The sequence below is a fragment of the Hymenobacter tibetensis genome (assembly GCF_022827545.1).
Classification (GTDB): domain Bacteria; phylum Bacteroidota; class Bacteroidia; order Cytophagales; family Hymenobacteraceae; genus Hymenobacter; species Hymenobacter tibetensis.
In genome coordinates, this window is sequence record NZ_CP094669.1 from 481,587 (window position 1) to 504,507 (window position 22,921).

Annotated in this window: 19 protein-coding genes; 15 read left to right on the forward strand and 4 right to left on the reverse strand. The window is 51.1% G+C overall.

Translation table 11 applies throughout. From position 1 onward, the window contains the following. Positions 1-8 precede the first annotated feature (8 nt). From MTX78_RS01915 to porN, 7 genes are all read left to right on the forward strand, one after another. A complete protein-coding gene (locus MTX78_RS01915; RefSeq protein ID WP_243799412.1) occupies positions 9-1,205 on the forward strand; it encodes a DUF4271 domain-containing protein in 1,197 nt (398 codons plus the stop codon). A 79-nt stretch (positions 1,206-1,284) separates the two neighbouring features. Beyond that, on the forward strand, positions 1,285-2,115 hold the full coding sequence (locus MTX78_RS01920; protein ID WP_243799413.1) for a uroporphyrinogen-III synthase: 831 nt from the start codon (positions 1,285-1,287) through the stop codon (positions 2,113-2,115). A 143-nt stretch (positions 2,116-2,258) separates the two neighbouring features. Then, on the forward strand, positions 2,259-3,272 hold the full coding sequence (locus MTX78_RS01925; protein WP_243799415.1) for a PorP/SprF family type IX secretion system membrane protein: 1,014 nt from the start codon (positions 2,259-2,261) through the stop codon (positions 3,270-3,272). A 237-nt stretch (positions 3,273-3,509) separates the two neighbouring features. Next, positions 3,510-4,529, forward strand: coding sequence for a T9SS ring complex lipoprotein PorK/GldK (gene porK / locus MTX78_RS01930; protein WP_243799417.1), 1,020 nt, complete (start codon positions 3,510-3,512; stop codon positions 4,527-4,529). Positions 4,530-4,613: 84 nt separating this feature from the next. Further along, complete coding sequence (gene porL, locus MTX78_RS01935) at positions 4,614-5,423, forward strand: type IX secretion system motor protein PorL/GldL (protein WP_243799419.1); 810 nt, start codon at positions 4,614-4,616, stop codon at positions 5,421-5,423. 97 nt (positions 5,424-5,520) lie between these two features. Then, positions 5,521-7,062, forward strand: coding sequence for a type IX secretion system motor protein PorM/GldM (gene porM, locus MTX78_RS01940; protein WP_243802792.1), 1,542 nt, complete (start codon positions 5,521-5,523; stop codon positions 7,060-7,062). 47 nt (positions 7,063-7,109) lie between these two features. After that, complete coding sequence (gene porN / locus MTX78_RS01945) at positions 7,110-7,988, forward strand: type IX secretion system ring subunit PorN/GldN (protein WP_243799421.1); 879 nt, start codon at positions 7,110-7,112, stop codon at positions 7,986-7,988. Between the two features lie 88 nt (positions 7,989-8,076). Here the strand turns inward: porN and uvrC are convergent, their stop codons facing one another. The 3 genes from uvrC to porW all read right to left on the reverse strand — a co-directional run bounded on the left by uvrC (position 8,077) and on the right by porW (position 15,759). Continuing rightward, positions 8,077-9,897: an excinuclease ABC subunit UvrC gene (gene uvrC / locus MTX78_RS01950; protein WP_243799422.1), complete on the reverse strand. Its 1,821-nt coding sequence runs from the start codon at positions 9,895-9,897 to the stop codon at positions 8,077-8,079. Positions 9,898-10,103: 206 nt separating this feature from the next. Further along, complete coding sequence (locus MTX78_RS01955) at positions 10,104-12,437, reverse strand: penicillin-binding protein 1A (protein ID WP_243799424.1); 2,334 nt, start codon at positions 12,435-12,437, stop codon at positions 10,104-10,106. A 145-nt stretch (positions 12,438-12,582) separates the two neighbouring features. Then, positions 12,583-15,759 (reverse strand): type IX secretion system periplasmic lipoprotein PorW/SprE, encoded by a 3,177-nt coding sequence (gene porW / locus MTX78_RS01960; protein WP_243799426.1) that lies wholly within the window; start codon positions 15,757-15,759, stop codon positions 12,583-12,585. A 218-nt stretch (positions 15,760-15,977) separates the two neighbouring features. Here porW and MTX78_RS01965 point away from each other — a divergent pair, with 218 nt between their 5' ends. From MTX78_RS01965 to atpG, 8 genes are all read left to right on the forward strand, one after another. Beyond that, positions 15,978-16,208, forward strand: a complete 231-nt coding sequence (locus MTX78_RS01965) for an AtpZ/AtpI family protein (RefSeq protein ID WP_243799428.1) — start codon at positions 15,978-15,980, stop codon at positions 16,206-16,208. Positions 16,209-16,329: 121 nt separating this feature from the next. Beyond that, positions 16,330-16,737, forward strand: a complete 408-nt coding sequence (locus MTX78_RS01970; RefSeq protein ID WP_243799429.1) for a hypothetical protein — start codon at positions 16,330-16,332, stop codon at positions 16,735-16,737. 33 nt (positions 16,738-16,770) lie between these two features. Continuing rightward, entirely contained in the window at positions 16,771-17,844 is a 1,074-nt protein-coding gene (gene atpB, locus MTX78_RS01975; RefSeq protein WP_243799431.1) for a F0F1 ATP synthase subunit A, read from the forward strand. Positions 17,845-17,894: 50 nt separating this feature from the next. Then, a complete protein-coding gene (atpE, locus tag MTX78_RS01980; protein WP_100338570.1) occupies positions 17,895-18,152 on the forward strand; it encodes an ATP synthase F0 subunit C in 258 nt (85 codons plus the stop codon). A 181-nt stretch (positions 18,153-18,333) separates the two neighbouring features. Next, positions 18,334-18,831 carry a F0F1 ATP synthase subunit B gene (locus MTX78_RS01985; protein WP_243799433.1) on the forward strand — a complete coding sequence of 166 codons (498 nt, stop codon included), beginning with the start codon at positions 18,334-18,336 and terminating at the stop codon, positions 18,829-18,831. Positions 18,832-18,918: 87 nt separating this feature from the next. Beyond that, a complete protein-coding gene (gene atpH / locus MTX78_RS01990) occupies positions 18,919-19,479 on the forward strand; it encodes an ATP synthase F1 subunit delta (RefSeq protein WP_243799435.1) in 561 nt (186 codons plus the stop codon). 4 nt (positions 19,480-19,483) lie between these two features. After that, positions 19,484-21,067, forward strand: a complete 1,584-nt coding sequence (gene atpA / locus MTX78_RS01995) for a F0F1 ATP synthase subunit alpha (RefSeq protein WP_243799437.1) — start codon at positions 19,484-19,486, stop codon at positions 21,065-21,067. Between the two features lie 88 nt (positions 21,068-21,155). After that, positions 21,156-22,046 (forward strand): ATP synthase F1 subunit gamma, encoded by an 891-nt coding sequence (atpG, locus tag MTX78_RS02000; protein ID WP_243799439.1) that lies wholly within the window; start codon positions 21,156-21,158, stop codon positions 22,044-22,046. Between the two features lie 126 nt (positions 22,047-22,172). On the opposite strand, the gene MTX78_RS02005 is transcribed toward atpG, so the two are convergent. Next, entirely contained in the window at positions 22,173-22,898 is a 726-nt protein-coding gene (locus MTX78_RS02005) for an HAD family hydrolase (protein WP_243799441.1), read from the reverse strand. Positions 22,899-22,921: the final 23 nt, after the last annotated feature.

Consider the following 22,921-nt stretch of genomic DNA (forward strand, 5'->3'; position numbering starts at 1 on the left):
AACTACAGATGAGTCAGAAACACCACAGCCGCACAGTTCTTCGGCCGTATTTGCTGGTGCTGCTCTTTGGTGTGTGGCCGTTGCTTTCCGCATGGGGGGCCGAGTATCGGCAGCTTCCTCCGGCGCCCCGTAGCGGCCTCTCATCCGACTGGCTTATCTACGACGCGCCGCGTAATCGTTTGGTTCTGTACCTGCCCGATTACCATGCGCCTTCGCGGGCTTATTATCAGTGGCTGACACTACGTCCCAACCAGCCACTGCTCATTAGCTTCACTGCCCGCGCCGGCCAAAGCCTGTTTCTCGACAACCGACTCGTTTTTACGGCGCCTACCACTGCGTCTTACAGTGAAGACTTATCTAAGTTGCTTCCAGCAGGCAGCGTGCCAGGACCTCATCTTTTATGCGTGTGGCACCCTCAAGTAGCACCTAATTTAAGCTCTTTCTCCAACGTTCAGTTCACAGCCTTAACCACCACGAACCCCACCAAGCCAACCACGCAAACCCTAGCCCAGCCGTTGGTCCGTAGCCATCCGGGCGAGAATGTGTTCCTGTGTTTTCTTTTACTGATTGGGCTATTGTATGGAAGTATTCGGGCAGCTTATCAGCCTGGCTTCGCTCGTATCTACCAGTTCGAAGGGCTGTGGAGCCGTTCCACAGCCGAGCAAGACTTTTTGATCAAACCCACCGTTACGTGGTTGAATATTCTGCTGGTTCTAGTCTTTTCATTGTCTTTTGCGCTTCTGCTGGTGGCCATTCATACGAATGTGCAGAACATCATCATACTACGTCGCTTGTTCGACGTGCCCGAATCTGCATTAGTAGTTAGAGTGCTGCTCTATACTGTTCTTATTGCAGGGTTTGTATTGGGTAAGTATCTATTCTTGGAATTGATGGGCTACATCTTCGATGTTGGAGAAGTAGTGCTTGTACAGTACCGAGAATTTATCCGCACCATCCTCTTCTTGGGCCTGTTTCTACCCTTGGTTATGCTTCTCTACTTAGGGCTCAACCAAACGCTCCCTTCTACGGTGCTTTGGGTGTCCAACGGGGTGGTTTCCTTGTTGTTGGTAGGAACAGTTATACGGGTAGCACGGACCCTGCACCGTAAGACTTCCCTCTTGAATCTGCATTTGTTTTCTTACCTTTGCGCCACTGAAGTAATTCCATTAGTCATTCTGCTTAAACTAATCGTTTTCACGTACTGACCTTCCGTATTTCACTTGTACGGAACAGACTGACGCCGACACTTTCCTATTGCATTAGACCTACCCTTTCTTTTACCCTATGGCCGAGAGCAAAGACAAACCGGGGACGGGCCGTCATGCCAAGCGAATCTCCAGCATCCTTGTCACCCAGCCTAAGCCGACCACCGATGTCTCCCCCTATTTTGCCATTGCTGAGAAATATGGCATCAAAGTAGATTTTCGTGAGTTTATCGAGGTACAGCCAGTCTCTTACAAGGATTTCCGCAAAGAAAAGGTCAATATCCTTGAGCATACGGCAGTCATTTTCACTAGCCGCAATGCAGTAGACCATTTTTTCCGGATTTGCCAAGAGGCGAAGCAGGAGATGCCAGCTGAGATGAAGTACTTCTGTATTTCAGAGCAGACCGCTAACTATCTGCAGAAATACATTGTGTTGCGTAAGCGCAAACTCTTCGTAGGCCAGCGTACGGCAGCCGATTTGTTTGATGTTATCAAGAAGCACAAAAGCGAGAAGTTTCTTTATCCGTGCTCTGATATTCGGAAGGATGACATTCCCGAGTTCATGAGAGCCAACAACTTCAAGTTCACAGAAGCTGTCATCTACAGAACTGTCGCCAGCGACTTGTCAGACCTTACGGACGTTAAGTACGACTGTATTGCTTTCTTTAGTCCTTCAGGTATCAGCTCTCTGTTTGTCAATTTTCCAGACTTCGAGCAAAATGGTACTCGCATAGCAGCCTTTGGTCCCACAACAGCCAAGGCAGTGCTAGATGCCGGTTTAGAGCTAGATATTGAGGCGCCCCAACCCAATGCGCCTTCCATGACTGGCGCAATCGAGGCCTATATTCGCGACCATCACGGACCCGATATAGGGAAGGAGAAAAACAAGAACGGCAAACAAAACGTTTGAGTACGATAGACGGGGAAGCAGTGCATCTGCTTCCCCGTTTGATTTATACTTAGGATTTGTTGCACAGGGTTTTTTACGATACATTTGAAAACCCCTCCCTCCCAACAATCCTACTTGTAATGCACCTTAAATCAGATGTTTGTATGAAAGTAACTATACTTTCTGCGTTCCTGTTAACAGCAGTTACGGGTACTGCGTTAGCGCAACAGCAGCCACAGTTCACACACTATGGCTTCAATGGAATGTATCTGAACCCAGCATATGCTGGGATTAAGGGACAGGGTGAAATAACCGCAATCGGCCGTTACCAATATTTCAACTACAACGCTTCCTTTGACGAAGGGGGAGAGCCCAAAACATACATGATAACCGGTTCATTGCCGGTGCCCGTATTAGGTGGTGGTATAGGCTTTCATGTGTACCGGGACGAGGTTGCGCAGTTCAAAATGACAAATGCGCAGCTTTCTTACTCCAAACACATTCAGGTAGGTGAAGGCAAACTGGGCATTGGGGTACAAGGAGCATACACGAATTTGTCGAAAGGGGTATACCGTTTCATTGACGAAAACGACCCTAGTGTTCCGCGTGATGGATCAGACAACAAGTTCGATGTGGGAGCGGGGGTGTGGTACGAGTCTCCAACACTGTACGCCGGCTTAAGTGTAAACAACCTGTTGCGTGCTGAGTACAAATTCCAAAGTGCTCTAACCGATGCAAGTGGTAATGTCAGCTATCAAAGCACAGCTAGATATATTGGTGAAAATCATTCGTATTTCACGGCCGGTTACAATATCGAAGCGTCTCCTTCCGTTGTAGTTACTCCTTCAGTACTAGTGAAGATGGTACTGCCTGGGAAGTTTGGTGATGATGGAAAATTCACGTTCAAGAATAACTCGTACGAAGCAAACGTTCGAGCCACGTTTAATGATAAGTTTTGGGGTGGGCTAGGATACCGTTACGACGAGTCGTTTACGGGTATGGCAGGGCTGGCGATTGCGAAAGACAATGCGCTACGGATAGGGTATGCTTTCGATTTTATTGCATTCAACCAAGATGCGCGTGCGCTCGGCTCGCACGAGATAATGCTCTCTTATCGTCTGCCCAAACCCAACATGGCTACTCGCCCCGCAATTCGCACTCCACGTTACAGTTTCTAAACTTCTTTGTTGCAGCGGTTCATTCCGATGCCTTGATTACGTGAGGGAAGGATTTCTAGGAACTAGGCACTAACTCCTTGTGTTTCGTCGTTTAGCTAGCGTCCTCGTTAGTTCGCAGACAAATGCAAGGCATTGACCGTTTGGTTTGCGCACGAACGTAAGTTTCGTTAGATTTGCCAACTCGAAAAATTGTAATCTTCTGGTATCGCCGCCTCAACAGTCATTTTACTTCCTCACATGAATAAGTTTTTCGGATTGCCTCTCGTTGCCTTGTCGGCACTGATTCTGGGGGGCTGTGGTTTTAGTAAAGGACCACAAGGCGACCTGGTTGGGGCAGAGGACCGGCCTGAATTTAACCCCCAAGAAGTTCCTTTTGGGATGGTACCCTGCCCAGGTGGTACGTTTCATATGGGCCAAACAGACCAAGATATTTCGGCCTCCATGGTTAACATGAACAAGCAGGTAACTATTGCCGGCTTCTACATGGATGAAACCGAAATCACCAATAACGAATACCGTCAATTCATGAATGCCATTCGGCAGGATTCGATTGATGTACTTGGCGAGGAGTACGTGATGACGGAGTTGTATCCCGATACAACGGTGTGGGTTCGTGACTTCACTTACCACATGGGTGACCCCCTGATGGAATACTATTACACGCACCCCGCGTTTGACGACTATCCGGTTGTTGGTGTGGACTGGTTTGCTGCCAAGTATTTCTGCAACTGGCGCACCAAGAACAAGAACGTAGCGAATGAAGAAGCTGGCATTGCAGCTACACCTAACTTCCGCCTACCGTCAGAAGCAGAGTGGGAGTACGCCGCTCGCGGTGGTCGCGACCTAGCTACCTACCCATGGGGCGGTCCTTACTTGCGCAACTCTAAAGGGTGTATGCTGGCTAACTTCAAGCCCGGTCGCGGCGACTATGCTTCGGACGGTTACGCGTACACTTCCCCTGTTGGTGCGTTCTTCCCGAATGACTTCGGTCTCTACGATATGTCAGGTAACGTAGCGGAGTGGTGCGATGATGCATATATGGAAGCCTCCGTACCAGTGGTATGGGACATGAACCCAACTAACCCTGATGACAACGAGCCTCGCAAAGTAGTGCGCGGTGGTTCTTGGAAGGATATCGCCTACTTCTTGGAGACAGGTACTCGCAACTTTGAATACCAGGACTCTTCCCGTTCGTTCATCGGCTTCCGCACAGCCATGATCCAAATTGGTATGGGTACCAACAGCAGCTTGAACTAATCAGGCATCCGCTCATTACCGATTTTCTATTCTGTTTTCGCGTTTTACTCAATCACCAACCTCTCTTTCCAACAATCAATTCACATGGCAGCTAAAGGCGGTAGTTTTCTCTATGATGTGCTGATGCCCAAAATTTATGGCATCGGGGCCGCAGTCGTAATCATTGGAGCTTTGTTTAAAATCCAGCACTGGAAGGGTGCTGACATTATGCTAATCGTTGGTCTGGGAACGGAGGCCGTTATCTTCTTCTTAAGCGCATTCCAACCAGCCGAAAAGGCTCCAGACTGGTCTTTGGTATATCCAGAACTATCTGAGGGTTATGATCCTTCAACCAACAGCAACAAGTTCGTTGAAGAAAAGAGCAACAGCAAAGGCTTAACTCGCAAGCTGGATGATATGCTGAAAGATGCCAACGTAACACCAGAGGCTATTTCGTCTTTGGGCCAGGGGCTGAACCGCCTGAGCACTACCACCCAGCAGCTTTCCACTCTTGGCGAAGCCACTAACGCTACAGACGAGTATACTGCTAAAGTACGCTCTGCTGCTACCTCGCTTGAGCGCATCAATGAAGCATACGCCAACACTGCACAAGCAATGAGTGCTATGTCGGATGCTACAAAAGATGCTAAAGAGTACCATGTACAGGTGCAAACAGTGACCAAAAATCTGGGCGCCCTGAACGCAGTGTACGAGATGGAACTGCAGGATGCCAACACGCACCTCAAGTCCATGAACCAATTCTATGGAACGCTCAGCCAGGCCATGCAGAACATGACCGAAGCTGGCAAAGACACCGAGAAATTCAAAGATGAGGTATCTGCTTTGACTGGCAATCTTCACTCTTTGAACCGTGTGTACGGCAATATGCTAAATGCTATGCGCGCTACCAGCTAATTAGGTAGTAGCGAAGAAAATTTCGGGCCCACTATATAACTAGGCAGACGCAATGGCGGGAGGAAAAGAAACTCCACGGCAGAAGATGATAGGCATGATGTACCTAGTACTGACTGCACTTCTGGCCCTACAGGTAAACTCAGCAATATTGCTGAAATTCAAATTCCTTGACGATAGCCTCTTCGGAATTAACGAGAAGGTATCGAAGGACCACGATGGAACAGTGAAGGGCATTGCTGCCCAGGTTGAAAAGAACCGGAATACCCCTAAGGATGTCGCTATCCTAAAGCAAAGCGAACAAGTACGTGAGCGTACCAAGCAGATGATCGACTATCTGCGCGGTGTTCGTGACAAGCTCGTTGCTGCCACTGAGAACGTGAAAGGCAAGAACGAGTACAAGAACATGAGTGCGGAAGACAAGGTGGCCATTACCATGCTGGGTGGCAAGCGCGACGGGGCTGCTTATGAGATGAAGAGCAAGCTGAACGAGTACTCTGATTATATCAAGAAGATTATTCCGAATGCTACTCCATTAGCACTTGACGCTAAGGAAGACCCAATGGTTACGGATCCAGAGCAGCGTAGCAAAAACTTTGCTGAGCTGAACTTTGAAAACACCCCATTGGTAGCAGCTTTGGCTACTCTTTCGCAGAAAGAAACTGAAGTGTTGAAGTATGAGTCTGACGCATTGTCGAAACTGTCACAAGAGATAGGTGGTAGCATCATCGTGTTCGATAAAGTAGGAGCTTTCGCTAGCGCTGAGTCAAACACGGTGGCAGCAGGTACGAAGTATAAAGCAGACCTTTTCTTAACTGCTTCCGCTACAGGCTTGCGCCCAACCATGACGTTGAACGGTTCACCGTTGAGCGTTGACGCTTCCACTGGTAAAGGCAAGGTAGAATTTACAGCTCGCCCCGGTGCTTTTGATGCAGCAGGTAATGCCAAGGCACAGTGGACTGGAACCATCCGCTTCAAGCAGAATGGTCGTGATACCACTTTCAAAGTAACTGTTCCCTACACTGTGACTAAGCCAGTAATGCAGGTGCAGTCGGCTTCGGTACAAGCTCTTTACTTCAAGTGTGGTAACAAGCTTAGCGTACAGGTACCTGCATTGGGTGCTCAGTATGATCCTAGCTTCTCGGCTTCCGGTGCTTCTACCATCAAAGGCGCTTCGAAAGGTGAGGTTACCCTGATACCAAACTCCCGTGAGGTAACATTAAGCGTAAGCAGTGGTGGTAACCCTATCGGCTCGCAGACCTTCCAGGTACGTCCTATCCCAAAGCCTGAAATTCAGTGCGTAGTAGGTGGTCGTCCTGCAAACGAGAAACAAGGTACGCCTATCACTGCTGTACGTAACATGCAGCTGCGCGCAGTGCCAGATGCAGGTTTCGCTACGTTCTTGCCAGAAGATGCTCGCTATCGTGTATCCAGCTATGAAGTAACGCTGGTTCGTGGTAAGCGTCCAGCCATGCCAGCTCGCACTATCAATGGCCCAACTGCTGACCTAAGCGACATCGTTAACTCGGCTCGTGAAGGTGACCGTCTCTTCATCGAGGTGAAGCAGGTGCAGCGTATGAACTTCCAGGATCAAACCGAGCAAGTAAACGTAACAAAGCAGTTCAATATTCCGCTGCTGTAAACGTTACTCTTCTGAACTAACTGTAGCTCTTTTTTGATTACTTCGGTATGAACAAATTCCTTTCTTTAGCCGCTCTGACGGCCGGTCTGACGCTGTCGGTGGCAGCTTCAGCTCAGGAACAAGCCACCACAGCGAGCAGCAACGGCTCGTACCGCCCGATCCCAAACTCGGATATCATGTTCCGCAAAACTATCACGCGGGCTATTGACCTACGTGAGAAGCAGAACAAGCCGATGTTCTCGGAGGGTAAGGAAATCAGCCGGATCATTACTGATGCGGTGAAGCGTGGCGAATTGCAGGCTTACCGGAATGATTCCTTGACATCAACCTTCACTCCTGCTGAAGTATCAGCCAACATGTCGTATGCTGAGGCTAGCGCAGGTTTGAGTGACGAGGAAAAAGCAGCTGGTTTTTCAGAAGAAGCCGTAGACGATTGGGGTGCTCCAGTATCCAAGAAAAAAGGTGGTAAAGCAGTTGCTAAAGCTCCAGCGGCTCCACCTAGTTACGAGTACCGTCCGAAGGACTTGTATCAGATGGAATTGAAAGAAGATATGATCTTCGACAAGAAACGGTCGCGGATGTATCATGATATCAAAACTATCAAGCTGCTAGTACCATCTACTCTGAGTTCCAATACATCAGGAATTGAGAAAGAGATAGCCACTTTCAAGTACAGCGACTTGGTGAAGGTGTTCCGCAATAATCCAGATAAGGCTATCTGGTTTAACTCGCAGAACGACGCGCAACACAAGAACCTAGCTGATGCTTTCGAACTATGGTTATTCAACTCCTACATCGTGAAGGTGTCCAACCCGAATGATGCCCGTCTGGATGAGATTTATGGCGGTCAGCAGCAAGGCATTCTGGCTTCGCAGCAAGCTGCTTCCGATCTGATTGAGTACGAGTATAACCTCTGGAGCTTCTAGATCGATAAATTCTTCTTTACTGAAAAGTCCCACTCGAATATTTGAGTGGGACTTTTTTTGGCTATAGCAGCCGTAGGTTGGTTAGCACCTAATCGACAGTTTCTCCTTGCTCCTGCTGAGAAAAGTAGTTGATAAGCACCTTGGCTTTGGCTTTTCCTACTTCGGCTATCAGGTCACTTTCACTCAACTCCCGTATTTTCTTCACGGACTTGAACTTGCTCAATAACTTATCAGCAGTAATAGGGCCTAGCCCTTTTACGTCTGTTAGCTCCGTTTTGAGCGTCGCGGCGTCGCGGCGGCTGCGGTGGAAAGTAATGCCGAAGCGGTGTACTTCGTCGCGCATACGCTGGAATAGACGTAGAGATTCACTTTTCTTGTCGATGTACAGTGGCAGTGGGTCGTTGGGAACATAGATTTCCTCGAGTCGTTTGGCAATGCCAATCACTGCTATTTTCCCCCAGAGGTCCAAGTCTCTCAAAGCCTTGACTGCCATGCTCAATTGGCCTTTACCTCCGTCTACTATGACAAGTTGAGGCAACGATGCGCCTTCGTCCAGCAGGCGACGATAGCGGCGCGAAACAACTTCGTACATCGAGTCGAAGTCGTTGGGCCCAACTACTGTCTTGATATGATAGTGGCGGTAGTCTTTCTTGCTGGCCTTGGCATTGCGAAAACACACCATAGCCGCAACCGGATTATCACCTTGAAAGTTGGAGTTGTCGAAGCATTCAATGTGCTTGGGCAATTCCGTAAGGCGCAAGTCCTTTTTGATGGTTTCCATGATGCGCACCTCGTTCAGGTCCTTGCTGCGCTCGTTCATGCTTTCCTTTTCCTTGCGTAGATAAAGCACGTTTTTGATGCTTAGCTCTAGCAATTTGCGTTTGTCCCCAATTTGTGGCTGCGTGATGACGACACCTAAGAGGGGCAAAGTGGGTAGGGGCACGTTTGTCAGAATTTCCTTGGATTGACTCCCGAACTCCTCCCGCATCTGCATCAGCATAGAAGCTAGAATTTCTTCATCGGGCTCGTCTAGCTTCTTATGAACTTCAATGGACTGCGTCAGAATAATCGATCCATTCATCACCTTCAGGTAGTTGATGAACGCCAGCTTTTCATTGGAAGCAATACTGAACACGTCGATGTTGGAAAGCGAGGGATTGACGATAGTGCTCTTGGCCTGAAAGGCGTCTAGACGATCTAGTTTCTGCTTGAATTGATGCGCTAGCTCGTATTGCAACTCTTGAGCTGCCTGCGTCATTTTCTCGCGGAAGTATTGCTTAGGAATGGTCAGGTTGCCGTTCAGAATCTGACGGATCTGCTGGATGTACTGATTATTATAGGTTTCCTCGTCTTGCAATCCTTCACAAGGTCCTTTGCAATTACCAAGATGGTATTCCAGACACACTTTGAACTTACCGGCGGCAATGTTCTGGGGCGACAGGTTGTATGTGCAGGTCCGTAGGGGATATAGCGCCCGAATAAGCTCCAGCACGACGTTGAGAGAAGAGCCGTTGGCATACGGGCCAAAATAATGCCCGTCACCAGGCACCTTGTTGCGCGTGGGAATGAGACGCGGATAACGCTCGTCGGTAAGCAGCAAGTAAGGATAAGTCTTGCCGTCCTTTAGCAGGATATTGTATTTGGGCTGGTGCTGCTTGATCAGGTTGTTCTCCAGCAGAAACGCATCCGACTCGCTGTCCACAATCGTGAATTCGATTCGTTTGATATTCTTTACTAGCTGCTGCGTTTTCTTATTGTGATCCTGCTTGGTGAAATAGCTGCTCACTCGTTTACGCAGGTCAATAGCTTTGCCTACGTAGATGATACCTTCATCATCAAAGTACTTGTACACACCCGGACGATGTGGAAGTTGACGGATCTGGTCTTGCAGATGGGCATGGGCGGCCATAAATCGCAGGGTAATACAGATTGAAGAGGCACTAATTCGTTGGCTTCCTTTAGCAAGGCAAGGCAAAGGTGCTACAAGCAGTACGACGCAACAAAGCTTGGAGGTTCGATGGCAGAGGTACAAGCACTTTTCAGACAACAAAAAACGTGGCAGGTAAGTCCCCGCCACGTTCCCTATTTCCCAACGAAGCTTTAGCTATGCGTAAGCTATATCTCTTCGTCGTTCAAATCGTCTAGGCTAGTTTGATTCAACTTCTGGTCGTAGGGTATTGTGTCGCGCGCGGCGCCATTATAGTAGCGCGAGCAGTCGATTTCCACGCTTAGTGGCTTTTCGGGTTTAGGAAAAGCTCCTTTATCGATGTCGAGGCTCTTGTCGGCATACACTTTCTTCATGAAAATGCCGTAAAGTGGTAGGGCTAGGCGTGAACCTTGCCCGTATGCTCCGGTACGAAAGTGGATGCTTCGGTCTTCGCCACCAACCCACATACCGCACACTAGGTTGGGTGTGAGACCCATAAACCAGCCATCGGAATAGTTGGATGTAGTGCCGGTTTTGGCGCCCATTTCATAAGGAAACTTGAAGCCACCTTTCAAGATGATGCTAGTACCACCTTGCTCTTCCGTAGCGCCACGGAGCATGTGTGTCATTAGATAAGCCGTTTCCTCACTTAACGCTTCCTTGGTTTGCGGCACAAATTCGCGAAGAACGTTGCCGTTTTTATCGTCGATGCGCGTGACCATGATAGGGGAGGTCCAGACGCCTTTGTTGACGAAGGTGCTGTAGGCCCCAGTTAGCTCGTAGATGCTCACGTCGGAAGAGCCAAAGCCAATGGCTGGCACGGCATCAATCGGCGACGTGATACCCAAGTTCTTCGCGTAATTGGCCACAACGTCAGGACCCATTTTCTGCACCAACCAGGCAGTGATGGAGTTCATGGAGCGAGCCAATGCCTGCCGGAGCGTGAAGGTGCGGCCAGAATAGGAGCCCTCGAAGTTGCGGGGGGTGTAAGCTGGCCGGCCTCTTTCTGCTGGGAAGGTAGTGGCTACGTCGGGCCGCTGATAGCAGGGAGAGTAGCCCTGGTCGATAGCTGCCACGTAAACAAAGGGCTTGAACGTGGAGCCAGGCTGCCGCTTGCCTTGCTTTACGTGGTCGTATTTGATGTACTTGTAGTTGATGCCACCCACCCACGCCTTTATTTGGCCATTTAGGGGGTTCATGGCCATAAATCCGGAGTGAAGTAGGCGCTTGTAATACGCAAGCGAATCCATAGGCGACATATTCACCTCTTTCTCGCCACCATTCCAGGTAAACACCTTCATCTTGTACTTCTTGTTCAGATGGTATTTAATGGAATCTGGGTTGCCGTTGTAGCGGGCGCTAAGGGAGCGGTAGCGCTCAGTCCGCTTGATGGAAGTGCTGAGGAAATTAGGAATGAGACGGCCATTCTCATCTCGCCAAGGTTGCTGCCCCTTCCAGTGCTGATCAAACCATTTCTGCTGGAGCTTCATGTGCTCCGCTACCGCAGCCTCGGCATATTTCTGCATGCGGGAGTCGATGGTCGTGTAGATCTTAAGACCATCGGAATAAAGGTCGTGCTCGGTCTCTTTTGCCCACTCACGCAAGGCTTTGCTTAGCTCGGTGCGGAAGTAAGGCGCAATGCCTTCGTTTTGGTTCTCGACCTTATAGTCTAGCTTGATAGGCTTGGCCACGGTAGCAGCATACACAGGTTCAGTGATGTAGCCGTACTTCTGCATTTGGCCCAACACCCAGTCGCGGCGGCGCTTGGAGCGCTCTGGGTTGCGTACTGGGTTGAACCACGACGGGCCGTTCACGAGTCCTACCAGCAGCGCTGATTGCTCTAAGGTCAGGTCACGGGGGTGCTTGTTGAAGAAAGTTTTAGCTGCTACGTTGATGCCGAATGCATTAGAGCCAAACTCCGCGGTGTTGAGGTACATGCGCAGGATTTCGCGCTTGGTGTAGTTCCGCTCCAGCCGCACTGCCAAAATCCATTCCTTGGTTTTAGTGATAAGCATGCGCAAACCCGGTACGTCGTTCAGCCGACCGTCGTTGAGGTCTTCACGAGTCCGGAACAGCATTTTGGCTAACTGCTGGCTAAGGGTAGACCCGCCGCCGCTTTTGCCACCACTCACCAAGCCCGTTGCCACGCGGGCCATGGCCTTGGGGTCAATACCGGAATGGCTTTCAAACCGGGCATCTTCCGTGGCAATCAGCGCATCTATAGTGGTCTGCGGAATGTCCTTGTAACTGACTGGCGTACGGTTTTCTCGGAAATATTTGCCCATCAGCACCCCGTCGGCAGAATATACTTCTGAGGCCAACTCACTGCGTGGGCTCTCCAAGGACTTCAGGTTGGGCATCTGCCCGAACAGGTTGAGGAAATTGACACTGACGGCCAGCACGTACAGCAGGAAAGCCACAAAGCCACCCCCGAACAACACCCACAGAGTACGGGTGAGGGCCGAGAAGCGACCGGGCCGCTGCGGTTTGCGTGTAACAGGTCTGGTTTTAGAAGCGGGCATTCTTTTCAAGTAATGATGTAAAGCACAGATTGTAAATAGGGCTTATACCCCATGCCAATCTATCTGTTGGGTGCATGGCCAAAGCAACCAGTCACAAGTACAGCCAAGAACAAACTGCCTAGACAGTAGGGGCTTACTGAAGCAGTTACCGGTAAGTCTGTTGATAGAACCGTTGATATTCCTCCACGTCGCGGCGCTGAAGCAGCAAGGGTAGGTTATCAATACCTATAACCAGGGTTTGGTAACCCACGCCGCGCAAGCGGTTTAGTGGGGACTGGGGTCCGCGCAGCTTTAGTGCATATGCCTGAGCAATTTTCACGCCGCTTAGCCCTTGCACTACCACCATTTCCAGGGAGTCTCCGAGAGGCTGTTGCTGTACCTGTAGGTTGCTGGCTTTGAAGTAGCGGCTGTTGTATGTCCCGAGCTGGGTTGGTAAGGTTTGTAATGGGACGGCTGCTTTCGGAAAGACAAGCACCACCGCATGAACCCCTGCTGGATTGGCGGGATTAACAGCGTAAGGTGACGCAATAGCCACGGATGCAGCGGGTGCTGCATTGGTTGTGGTGGGCGTGCCCGCTGCTGGTGAAGTAGAGGGGGTGGGTGTTGTAGCAGGTGGGGGCGTGGAGGCAGGAACGGAGGTAGCCGCAACCACAGGAACTGTGGCGGGCGCTGGGGCTTTCTTTGCCGGCTTTTTGCCCCTGGCTCTGTCTTGGGCTGCTGCCATCCGGGCCGCTTTCACTGGGTCGATAGGTGGAGCAGCTGGTGAGGTGGCTGCCGGAGTGGTGGAAGTAGCTGAGGAATCGGTGGGAGATGCTGGCGGGGGCTGGCTGGTGGCCGGTAGTTTAGGCTGCTCGGAAGTAGGCGCTGGAGTGGTAGGGACCGGGGCCGGTGCGGTGGCAGCTGGCGTTACTAGAGGAGTAGCTTTAACGGGTGGCGTATCCGGGTTATAGAGGATACGAACCCGGTTGTTTATTTCCCCTGGCCGAAACATGGAGATGGTTGGCTTCTGCGTGGAAGCTAGAGCGCCTGGGATACCACCAGTGTCGTATTTCTTGTAAGACTCCAGCAAGGTGCGCGCATCATTGCTAAGTGGCGACTCCTGATAAGCCTTTACAAACTTCTCTAAAGAATTCTTAGCTGTCAACGGCGGCTGCGTGCGAATATCAATCAGCGTATTCAAGTAGGCTATCCGGTCGTTCAAATCGGTTTCCGGAAATTTCTTGGACGTCTGGGCCAGCAAAGCAGCCGCCTTCTTGAAATCCTGCCGCTTGTACATCGCGAAAGCCGTATCCACCTGCACCGCTACTTCTTTGTTTACAAGGGATGCCCGCCGCAGATACTCAGGGTCGGCGGCCAACCGGGCGTAAGCGGAATTAGGAAATTCTTGCCGCAAGCGTTGGGCGTAGACTTCTGCCTTGGCCAGTTCGTTTTGCTCCTTATAGATCAGGTAGAGGCTGTAGTAGGTTTCAGGAGAATGAGTGGTCTTGGGAAAGCGGGTAAGCAGCTTCTCATAAGTCTGGGCGGCTGGCGTAAGCTCGCGCAGTTGCTGGTTGTAGATGGTGCCAAGCGAATACAAAGCTTCTTCCACCTGCTTCTCAGAAGCCACCATCAACTCAGGCGTGAGAGGTAGTGTCTGACGGTACTGGGCTACCAATGCTTTGCGCTGAACAGCAGGGTCAGCAGTAGCCGCTGCCTCCCCCAAGCCAGTAGTAGCACCTGCAGTTACTTTGGTTTGGTTGGTACCGGCAATACTAACGGGCACGTTGCCACCGCCTGGCGCCACAGGCGAAGCGCTGGCTACCGTTACCGTCCGCCAGTTGTCCTGCAGTGGCCGGTCGCCCCACCTCCGAATAAAGTCGGCGCGGGCTGTGCTCATAGCGGTAGGGTTATCGAAATACCACTTCGCCCCCGTACTCCCATTAATAAAGTCCTCGGGATTGATATCGGTTTGCAAGTCACGGGACGTGCTGATACCTGCTGCAAGTGCCTGGCGGCTGCTTTCGCGTTCTTGCTTGGCCGCTAAGACCTCGGCTGCTTTACGCTTGGTTTCCAGTTCAGCATCGGCGTAGGCTGTGAGGCGCGTACGGAGTGCCGTAGTATCCAAGCGCGCCAGCGCCTGCAGGCTGTCTTGCGTTTCTATGATGCTGTATTGTTGAGCGAAATCCTTGAGAATGCCTGCCCGCTCGGAAATGGCAACAAAATTAGGAGCGTCCTTCGAGAGGTTCTGAACGGTGCTGTCGTAGTAAGCGGCTGCCAACCGGTATTTCTGCAAGTTCTCGTAATAAATGCGGCCTGCTAGTAAATAGGTGTAGGACTTCTGCGCGCGGTTAGCGCTACCAGCCCGCGCCGACTGTTGCAATAGTTTCAGCGCGTCGTCGTACCGTTGCTGCCGGTAGTCAAGCCGCGCCATTTCATAATAGATTTTGTCGCGGTACTCCTTGTTCTTAGTATCCTTCAGCAGCTTCGCAAAGTACTTATCGAGGCGTGCTTTGTCGTTGTTATTCAAGTCCGACACTTGTCCTAGCATCAGCTTCGAGAAGAAATCCAGCTCGTAGGGTGGGTTTTTCTTTAAGATCTTGTTAAGCTCAGCATACGCCTTCTTGTCTTCGCCCTGGTTCTGATACAGCTGAGCTAAAATGTAGCGAGTGCGCGACTGTTCGTTCTTTGGCTCTACCAACGGAATGGCACGCTCTAGGTTCTCAATGGCCTTCAGGGGCTCATCGGTCTTCAAGTAATAGTCGGCCCGGGTTAGAAACAACGCCCGCGCATTCACTTCGCGGCCTTCTTCTTTGTCTAACAAATCGGATACAGCTTTAGCATTTTCCAGCTCCTTGCTAGCTAAAAATGTACGCATCAGCCAAATAAGGGCCTCATGCTTGGCATTAGGGTCTTTGCTGGTGCTGTTGACGTATTTAAACGTCTTGGCCGCGTCCTCGAACTCCATCTTATAGTACCTACTCTTCCCGATAAGAATGTAGGCATCGTCCGTCCAATCAGATGCCGCCCGGTATTGAATGGGCAAAGAAGCTTTCTTCACTACGTCTTCCAAGTCCGTAGCTACTGTGCCTACAGAGGCCTGATCCAGAGTCGGGAAGAGCGTGAGTACTTGGTTGTAATCGTTCTGACGAGCTTGGTAGAGCTTAGCCTCCACGCCACGTAGCTTCTCACGAGCCAAAAAGTAACCATTGTCGCGCGCTACCACGTTGTCGTAGGCGTGGCCCACCACTCCGCGGCGCTCAGAAGCGCAACCGCCTAAACCAGCAACAAGCACCAGGGTAGCCACCGGAGCAGCAAGCAGACGAAGAATAGAGTATCGTGTCAAAACAGAAGGCAGATCGGAAACAGAGATTACCAGTACGACAACGCACGAAACTGACTGCTTTGTTCAGCTTCTGTACTCGCGTAGGAGGCATAACGTCACTCAGTCAGTAAAATTACGCTTTTTCCTAGCCTCCGTAGGACCTTTACATATTAGGTGGTGCCAACCTAGTTGGCGCTGCCACTGTAAAACTACTTCTATCGTCCTTAATCCATCCCACCATGTCCTCTTCGCCCACTCCCAAACCTGATTCTACGCCTCCGCGTGGTGGCAATTTTGCCAAGTATTCTGGGCTTGGTATTCAGATGCTCGCCATCATTGGGCTAGGTACGTGGCTGGGCGTTTGGCTTGATGGCCGCTTCGGCACTGGACCCTGGGGAACTGTTGTACTGATGCTTTTATCGGTATTTATTGCCATGTACCAAGTCATTCGCTCTGTGTCGAGCGAGTGAAGACATGAGGAGCAGACAATTAAAAAATTAGTGTGACATTAAAACAAAGGATACTTCTATTCTTTGAGTGGTATCTTTGTCGCCCTCTTTAAGTATTGTTGGTCCACTATACTGTTCTGATTTGGTTCGTTTCTTCCGCAACCTGCTCTTGCTTACAGTGCTGCTCTATGGCATTCTGTACTTGTTGCATGCCCGCTTCGGAACAATGGTCGTGCACCCACTCGCAGCCTATACATTAGGCTACTTTGCGTTGCTTACAGCTATTATATACTGGGTAACGGCCCGGTTGGTGCGTGCCAACCCCGACAACTTCATGGGCGCTTACTTCGGCTCTATGGTGGTACGCTTACTCTTGTCCGTGGGGCTGGTGCTGCTGTACTTATATAGGGGAGGAGCGCACGAAGGTAATGGGCGGTGGGCCTTCTTGGGAGTGTTCTTTCTCCTGTACTTTATTTACACTGGGTTTGAAATATGGGCTATCCTGAGTAACTTGCGCCCGTTTTCAAAACCGAGTGTAATCACAGAATGAAGATTCTGTGAATTTTTATCTAATCCCCTCTGAATGAAGCGTTTACTGATAGCTCTCTTCTGCATCCTTTCGCTTCCTGTTTTCGCGCAAGAACCCACGCCCACCATCGAGGAAGCTACCGACAGCGAAGCTTTCAGTCCTGGTGAGATGATTCTGCACCACATCGGCGATGCACACGAGTGGCACTTCGCTACCATCGGTGATGAAGCCGAACACGGTACCCACATTACCATTCCGTTGCCCATCATTGCGTATCAAGCTGGCAAAGGACTGAGCGTATTTTCTTCTTCTCGTTTGGCAGAAGGTAAGGAGTATAACGGTCTTAAGCTGGAGCACGAGCACTTGGAAGCGGAAGATGGTAGCAAGGTATACGATTTTTCGATTACCAAAAACGTTGCCTCCCTGCTGTTGAGTGCCGTCCTACTACTAGGCGTGTTCTTTACAGTAGCTAATGGCTACAAGAAAAACCATGGCGGTGCCCCACGAGGAGTACAGTCCTTCTTCGAGCCTATCATTATGTTCATTCGTGATGAAGTAGGTAAGAAAGCTATCGGCCCCAAGTATGAGCGTTACATGCCGTATTTGCTCACCGTGTTCTTCTTTATCTGGTTCAACAACCTGCTAGGTCTGATGCCAGGTGCTGCCAACTTAACTGGCAACATTGCCGTGACGATGACCTTGGCCATCATGACCTTGCTCATCACGCTGTTTAGCTCCAACAAGAATTACTGGGCGCACATTTTCGCAACGCCTGGTGTGCCGAAGGCACTGCTCCCTATCATGATTCCAGTGGAATTGATTGGTGTAGTGGTAAAGCCTTTCTCCCTGATGGTTCGTTTGTTCGCCAACATCACGGCCGGCCACATTGTAATACTGAGCTTTATCAGCTTGATCTTTATTTTTCAGAGCGTCTGGATCAGCCCAGTTTCTTTGGCCTTCGGCTTGTTTATCAACGTATTGGAATTGCTGGTAGCCATTCTGCAGGCGTACATCTTCACGCTCCTCACGGCCATGTATATCGGTGGTGCTGTAGAAGACCACCACGATGCTGACCTGCAAATGGGCGGCGGCCACGAAGCTGATCAGGCTCACGCCCACGGGCACTAGTTTTTACAACTCCCTTTTTTCGTTTTTCACTTCCCCAAATTTCTGTTTTTATGCTTCTTTCTCTGTTGTTGCAGGTTGCCAATTCGGTTGGCTTGGCCGTAATGGGTGCTGGTATTGGTGCTGGTCTGGTTGCTCTTGGTGTAGGCTTGGGCATCGGCCGTATCGGTGGTAGCGCTATGGAGGCCATTGGTCGTCAGCCCGAAGCTTCCGGCAAAATCCAAACTGCTATGCTGATCGTAGCGGCTCTGATCGAAGGTCTGGGTCTGTTCGCAGTCGTAGTCTGCCTGCTGATTTCCTTCAATCTCTAAGAGATAGAAGCAACGTCCTGACAGCCCGCTGCGCGTCGCTTCGGCGCACGACGCGGCGGGCTGGCTTGGCTTAATTAGGAACGAGTAGTGAGTACCAAGTAGTGAGACCGAACAGTCTAGTACTTCTTGGCTCATCGATTGACCTACTCCATACCAAGTACTTCCTACTACTTATTCTCCCATGCCTCCATTAGTAACCCCCGAATTAGGCCTGATCTTCTGGCAGCTGGTGATTTTCCTCATCGTGCTGTTCCTGCTGGGTAAGTTTGCCTGGAAGCCGATTCTCATGTCTCTGAAGCAGCGCGAAGACTCCATCGAAGGAGCTCTCCGCATGGCCGACCAGGCCAAGCTGGAAATGCAAGAGCTGAAAGCTGGCAACGAAAAGCTGCTGGCTGAAGCCCGTTTGGAGCGCGACCGAATCATGAAGGAAGCTTCTGCCATGGCTAATCAGCTCATTGAGCAAGCCAAAAACAAGGCAAATGAAGAAGGTGGCCGCATGATTGTGCAGGCTCGCGAAGCTATTCAGAACGAGAAAAACGCAGCCTTAGCGGAGGTGAAAAACACCGCTGCTCAGTTGTCTATCGATATTGCCGAGCGTATTCTGCGCCGCGAGCTGACCGATACCAACTCGCAAAAAGAGCTTGTGAACTCGTATCTGAAGGAAGTAAAGCTAAACTAAGGAGTCAGGAACCGGAAGCTAAAAGATACGGGCCCATGTGGGGTTCTCCTTCTAGCTCCTATCTCCTAGCTTCTAATTCCTACTAGAATGTCTGAAATACGAGTTGCTTCCCGATATGCCAAGTCCTTGCTTGATCTGGCTGAGGAGCGGGGTACGTTAGAGCAGGTGAAAGCCGATATGGACTTGTTCAGCAACACACTGAATGAGAACCGTGAGCTACGCTTGTTGCTGCGCAATCCTATCGTCAAGCACGACAAGAAACTGGCTATTTTGCGCGCCATATTTGGTGGTAAGGTATCAGAGCTTACTGAAAAGTTCTTTACCATTATCACTGAGAAGAACCGCGAAAGTGCGCTAGAATTTATTGGCTCCGAATTTCTGATTCAGTACAACGCATTACGCGGCGTACAGGTGGCTGAAGTAACAACGGCAACCCCGCTTAGCGAATACCTGCGTGCTGAAGTAAAGCAAATGGTGCGCCAGCAAACTGGCCTCCAGCAAGTTACTCTCACCGAGAAAATTGATGAGTCGCTCATCGGCGGCTTCGTGCTGCGTGTTGGCGACCGTCTGATAGATGACTCCGTGAGTTTCCGGTTGCGTAAGCTGCGCAACGAATTCTCGAAGAACCCCTACCAACCTTTAGTATAAGATCATGGCAGAAGTACGTCCGGATGAAGTATCCGCCATTCTGCGGGAGCAGTTGTCCAACTTCAAAACCGAAGCCGAACTCGAAGAGGTTGGTACGGTATTGCAGGTTGGCGACGGCGTAGCCCGCATCTACGGCCTGGGCAAAGCTCAGTCGGGGGAATTGCTCGAATTTGAAAATGGCCTCCAAGCCTTGGTTCTGAACCTGGAAGAAGACAACGTCGGTGCTGTAATGCTCGGCGACTACTCTGACATCCGGGAAGGAGCCACGGTACGCCGTACCAATAAAATTGCTTCCATTAAAGTAGGCGAAGGCATCGTGGGCCGCGTGGTAAACACGCTGGGTCAACCCATTGATGGGCGCGGTCCTATTCAGGGTGAGACGTATGATATGCCATTAGAGCGCAAGGCTCCCGGTGTTATCTACCGTCAGCCCGTAACGGAGCCCATGCAGACGGGTATCAAGGCTATCGACGCCATGATTCCAATCGGGCGTGGCCAGCGGGAATTGATCATCGGTGACCGTCAGACGGGTAAGTCGGCGGTGGCTATTGACACCATCCTCAACCAGCGTGAGTTCTACGACCGGGGCGAGCCAGTTTTCTGCATCTACGTAGCCGTAGGTCAGAAAGCTTCTACGGTAGCTCAGGTAGTGAACTCGCTGCAGCGTGGTGGCGCTATGGACTACACGGTGGTGGTTTCGGCTTCGGCTGCTGACCCAGCTCCGATGCAGTTCTTTGCCCCCTTCACTGGCGCTGCTATCGGCGAGTTTTTCCGTGATACGGGTCGTCCTGCCCTCGTTGTGTATGATGACTTGTCGAAGCAGGCCGTAGCATACCGTGAAGTGTCGCTGTTGTTGCGTCGTCCTCCCGGACGTGAGGCATATCCTGGTGACGTGTTCTACCTGCACAGCCGCCTGTTGGAGCGCGCCGCGAAGATCAACTCTTCCGACGTTATTGCGCGCGACATGAACGACTTGCCCGACAGCATCAAGCACTTGGTGAAAGGTGGTGGCTCGTTGACGGCTCTGCCGCTGATTGAGACGCAGGCAGGTGACGTATCGGCGTACATCCCAACCAACGTAATTTCGATTACCGACGGTCAGATCTTCCTCGAGACCAACTTGTTCAACTCCGGTATCCGTCCCGCTATCAACGTAGGTATCTCGGTGTCTCGGGTGGGTGGTAACGCCCAGATCAAGTCGATGAAGAAAGTGGCTGGTACGCTGAAGCTCGATCAGGCGCAGTTCCGTGAGTTGGAGGCTTTCGCCAAGTTCGGTTCCGACCTGGATGCCTCGACTAAACTCACCATTGAGCGTGGCCGTCGTAACCTGGAGATTCTGAAGCAGCCACAGTTCTCGCCTCAGAAAGTAGAAGATCAGGTAGCAGTTATCTATGCTGCTACCAACGGTCTGCTCGACCAGGTGCCGGTAAACCGGGTGCGTGAGTTCGAAAAGGAATTCACCCAGACCATGCAGACCCGTCACCCCGACGCTCTGAAGAGCCTGAAAGCTGGTAAGTTGGATGACTCTATCACCACTGCCATCCGCCAGGTTGCCAAAGACCTATCGGCCCAGTACGCTACTAAGTAATAGTTGATTGTTGGTTGTTGCTTGTTGGATGTTCAGCTACTGTCGTCCAGCAAGCAACAATCAGCAACTAACAATCAACACTCGATAAATGGCTAGCTTAAAAGAAGTCCGTAACCGCATTGTATCCGTGCAAAGCACGCAGCAAATCACCAAAGCCATGAAAATGGTGGCGGCGGCTAAGTTGCGTCGGGCGCAGGACAATATTCTGCGGATGCGCCCCTACGCGCAACGGCTCAACAGCATTCTGACCAACCTGACAGGCCAAGCCGACGGTGAGGTAATAAGCGAGTATGCGGTGCAGCGCGAAGCACGCCGGATTCTGATTATTGCCGTTACATCGGACCGTGGACTAGCAGGAGCCTTCAACAGCAACATCTTTAAAGGGGTGAATGCGTTGGTGCGGGAGCGGTATGCTGCCCAGGCTGCGGCCGGCAACGTGACCATGATGGCCATTGGTAAGAAAGCCCACGACTACTTCCAGCGGCGCGGACCATTGCTTGGCAACTACACGCATGTGTTTGCAAAGCTTTCGTTTGATACGGTGCGCGAAGCGGCGGAAGAAGCTATGCTCGGTTTCCGGGAAGGCCGTTTCGATCAGGTGGTTGTGGTATACAACGAGTTCAAGAACGTCGCGACCCAAATCGTGCGGACCGAGCAGTTGTTGCCGCTAGTACCTGCCGAGCCCACTGCCGCTACTGCCCAGGCTTCGAACGTGGACTACATCTTCGAGCCGTCGAAAGAGGAAATCGTACAGACACTTATTCCACAGTCGTTGAAGGTGCAGCTGTATAAAGCGGTGCTGGAAAGCAACGCCTCGGAGCACGGTGCCCGTATGACTGCCATGGATAAAGCCACGGAAAACGCTGGTGAGTTGCTGAAATCACTGAAATTGACGTACAACCGTACGCGTCAGGCTGCTATTACCACCGAGATTCTCGAAATCGTGGGTGGTGCAGAAGCGCTGGCTGCCAGTCGGTAAGAGGTGTCAAACCTATAAGTTGAAAGGCCCACTTCCATTGGAGGTGGGCCTTTCGTTTATGATAGTCCTTCGTGCATAATAACTTGGCGGAGTCAGCTTTAGGCAATGCACTGCGCAGAACTAGCCTTACGCCTGCATATACTGCCGGTTGGCCATCTGCTTGCTCGGCTTGGGTACGTTGGGGTGTTGTTCTAGTAGCTCCACTACTTTCTTAGGCGTGAAGTCAGTGAAATCCTTGATAACCGTTAGGGGCGCTTGAAACTTGTCGGGCTTGACGGAAGTGCTGAGGGCTATGCAGCGCATACCCGCCTTGTAGGCAGCCTGCTCGCCCACAAGGGCATCTTCGAAGACCACGCACCGCTCGGGTGGCACACCCAATTCGCGGGCAGTCAGCACGTAGGTGTCGGCGTGAGGCTTGCCTTTGTCCACGTCGTCTTTGGTGATGACCACGTCGAAATATTGGCGTATATCCAAGTGGTCGATGATGTAGCCGATGGTATCCAGGCCAGAGCCGGTACCGAGGCCTATCTTGAACCCAGCAGCGCGGGAAGCTTTCAAGAACTCAGTGAGCCCGGCTACTTCCTTGCGCTTATCCCAATAGATGGTGCGGTAGAGGAACTCCCGCTGGTCGGCGTAGGTGGTGAGCTTCTTTTTGGGAACGTCGCTGGCGAAAACTGTTTCCAGAATCTTGGTGGCAGGCATGCCGTTCTGGCGTTCTAGCAGGCGTCGGGCGTTGGTGGTTAAGCCTAAGTCACGGAAAAGCAGTTGGAAAGCCCGCGCTTGGTAGGCTGTGTTATCGATAAGTACGCCATCCATGTCAAAGATGAGGGCGTAGGGGGCTTGGTTGGGCATAAGTAGGAAGTAATGCGAAACAT

Bases quoted from the DNA above. Each gene is read 5' to 3' on its own strand.
- MTX78_RS01915 (WP_243799412.1), top strand. From the start codon at position 9: ATGAGTCAGAAACACCACAGCCGCACAGTTCTTCGGCCGTATTTGCTG.
- MTX78_RS01920 (WP_243799413.1), top strand. From the start codon at position 1,285: ATGGCCGAGAGCAAAGACAAACCGGGGACGGGCCGTCATGCCAAGCGA.
- MTX78_RS01925 (WP_243799415.1), top strand. From the start codon at position 2,259: ATGAAAGTAACTATACTTTCTGCGTTCCTGTTAACAGCAGTTACGGGT.
- porK (WP_243799417.1), top strand. From the start codon at position 3,510: ATGAATAAGTTTTTCGGATTGCCTCTCGTTGCCTTGTCGGCACTGATT.
- porL (WP_243799419.1), top strand. From the start codon at position 4,614: ATGGCAGCTAAAGGCGGTAGTTTTCTCTATGATGTGCTGATGCCCAAA.
- porM (WP_243802792.1), top strand. From the start codon at position 5,521: ATGTACCTAGTACTGACTGCACTTCTGGCCCTACAGGTAAACTCAGCA.
- porN (WP_243799421.1), top strand. From the start codon at position 7,110: ATGAACAAATTCCTTTCTTTAGCCGCTCTGACGGCCGGTCTGACGCTG.
- uvrC (WP_243799422.1), bottom strand. From the start codon at position 9,897: ATGGCCGCCCATGCCCATCTGCAAGACCAGATCCGTCAACTTCCACAT.
- MTX78_RS01955 (WP_243799424.1), bottom strand. From the start codon at position 12,437: ATGCCCGCTTCTAAAACCAGACCTGTTACACGCAAACCGCAGCGGCCC.
- MTX78_RS01965 (WP_243799428.1), top strand. From the start codon at position 15,978: ATGTCCTCTTCGCCCACTCCCAAACCTGATTCTACGCCTCCGCGTGGT.
- atpB (WP_243799431.1), top strand. From the start codon at position 16,771: ATGAAGCGTTTACTGATAGCTCTCTTCTGCATCCTTTCGCTTCCTGTT.
- atpE (WP_100338570.1), top strand. From the start codon at position 17,895: ATGCTTCTTTCTCTGTTGTTGCAGGTTGCCAATTCGGTTGGCTTGGCC.
- MTX78_RS01985 (WP_243799433.1), top strand. From the start codon at position 18,334: ATGCCTCCATTAGTAACCCCCGAATTAGGCCTGATCTTCTGGCAGCTG.
- atpH (WP_243799435.1), top strand. From the start codon at position 18,919: ATGTCTGAAATACGAGTTGCTTCCCGATATGCCAAGTCCTTGCTTGAT.
- atpA (WP_243799437.1), top strand. From the start codon at position 19,484: ATGGCAGAAGTACGTCCGGATGAAGTATCCGCCATTCTGCGGGAGCAG.
- atpG (WP_243799439.1), top strand. From the start codon at position 21,156: ATGGCTAGCTTAAAAGAAGTCCGTAACCGCATTGTATCCGTGCAAAGC.
- MTX78_RS02005 (WP_243799441.1), bottom strand. From the start codon at position 22,898: ATGCCCAACCAAGCCCCCTACGCCCTCATCTTTGACATGGATGGCGTA.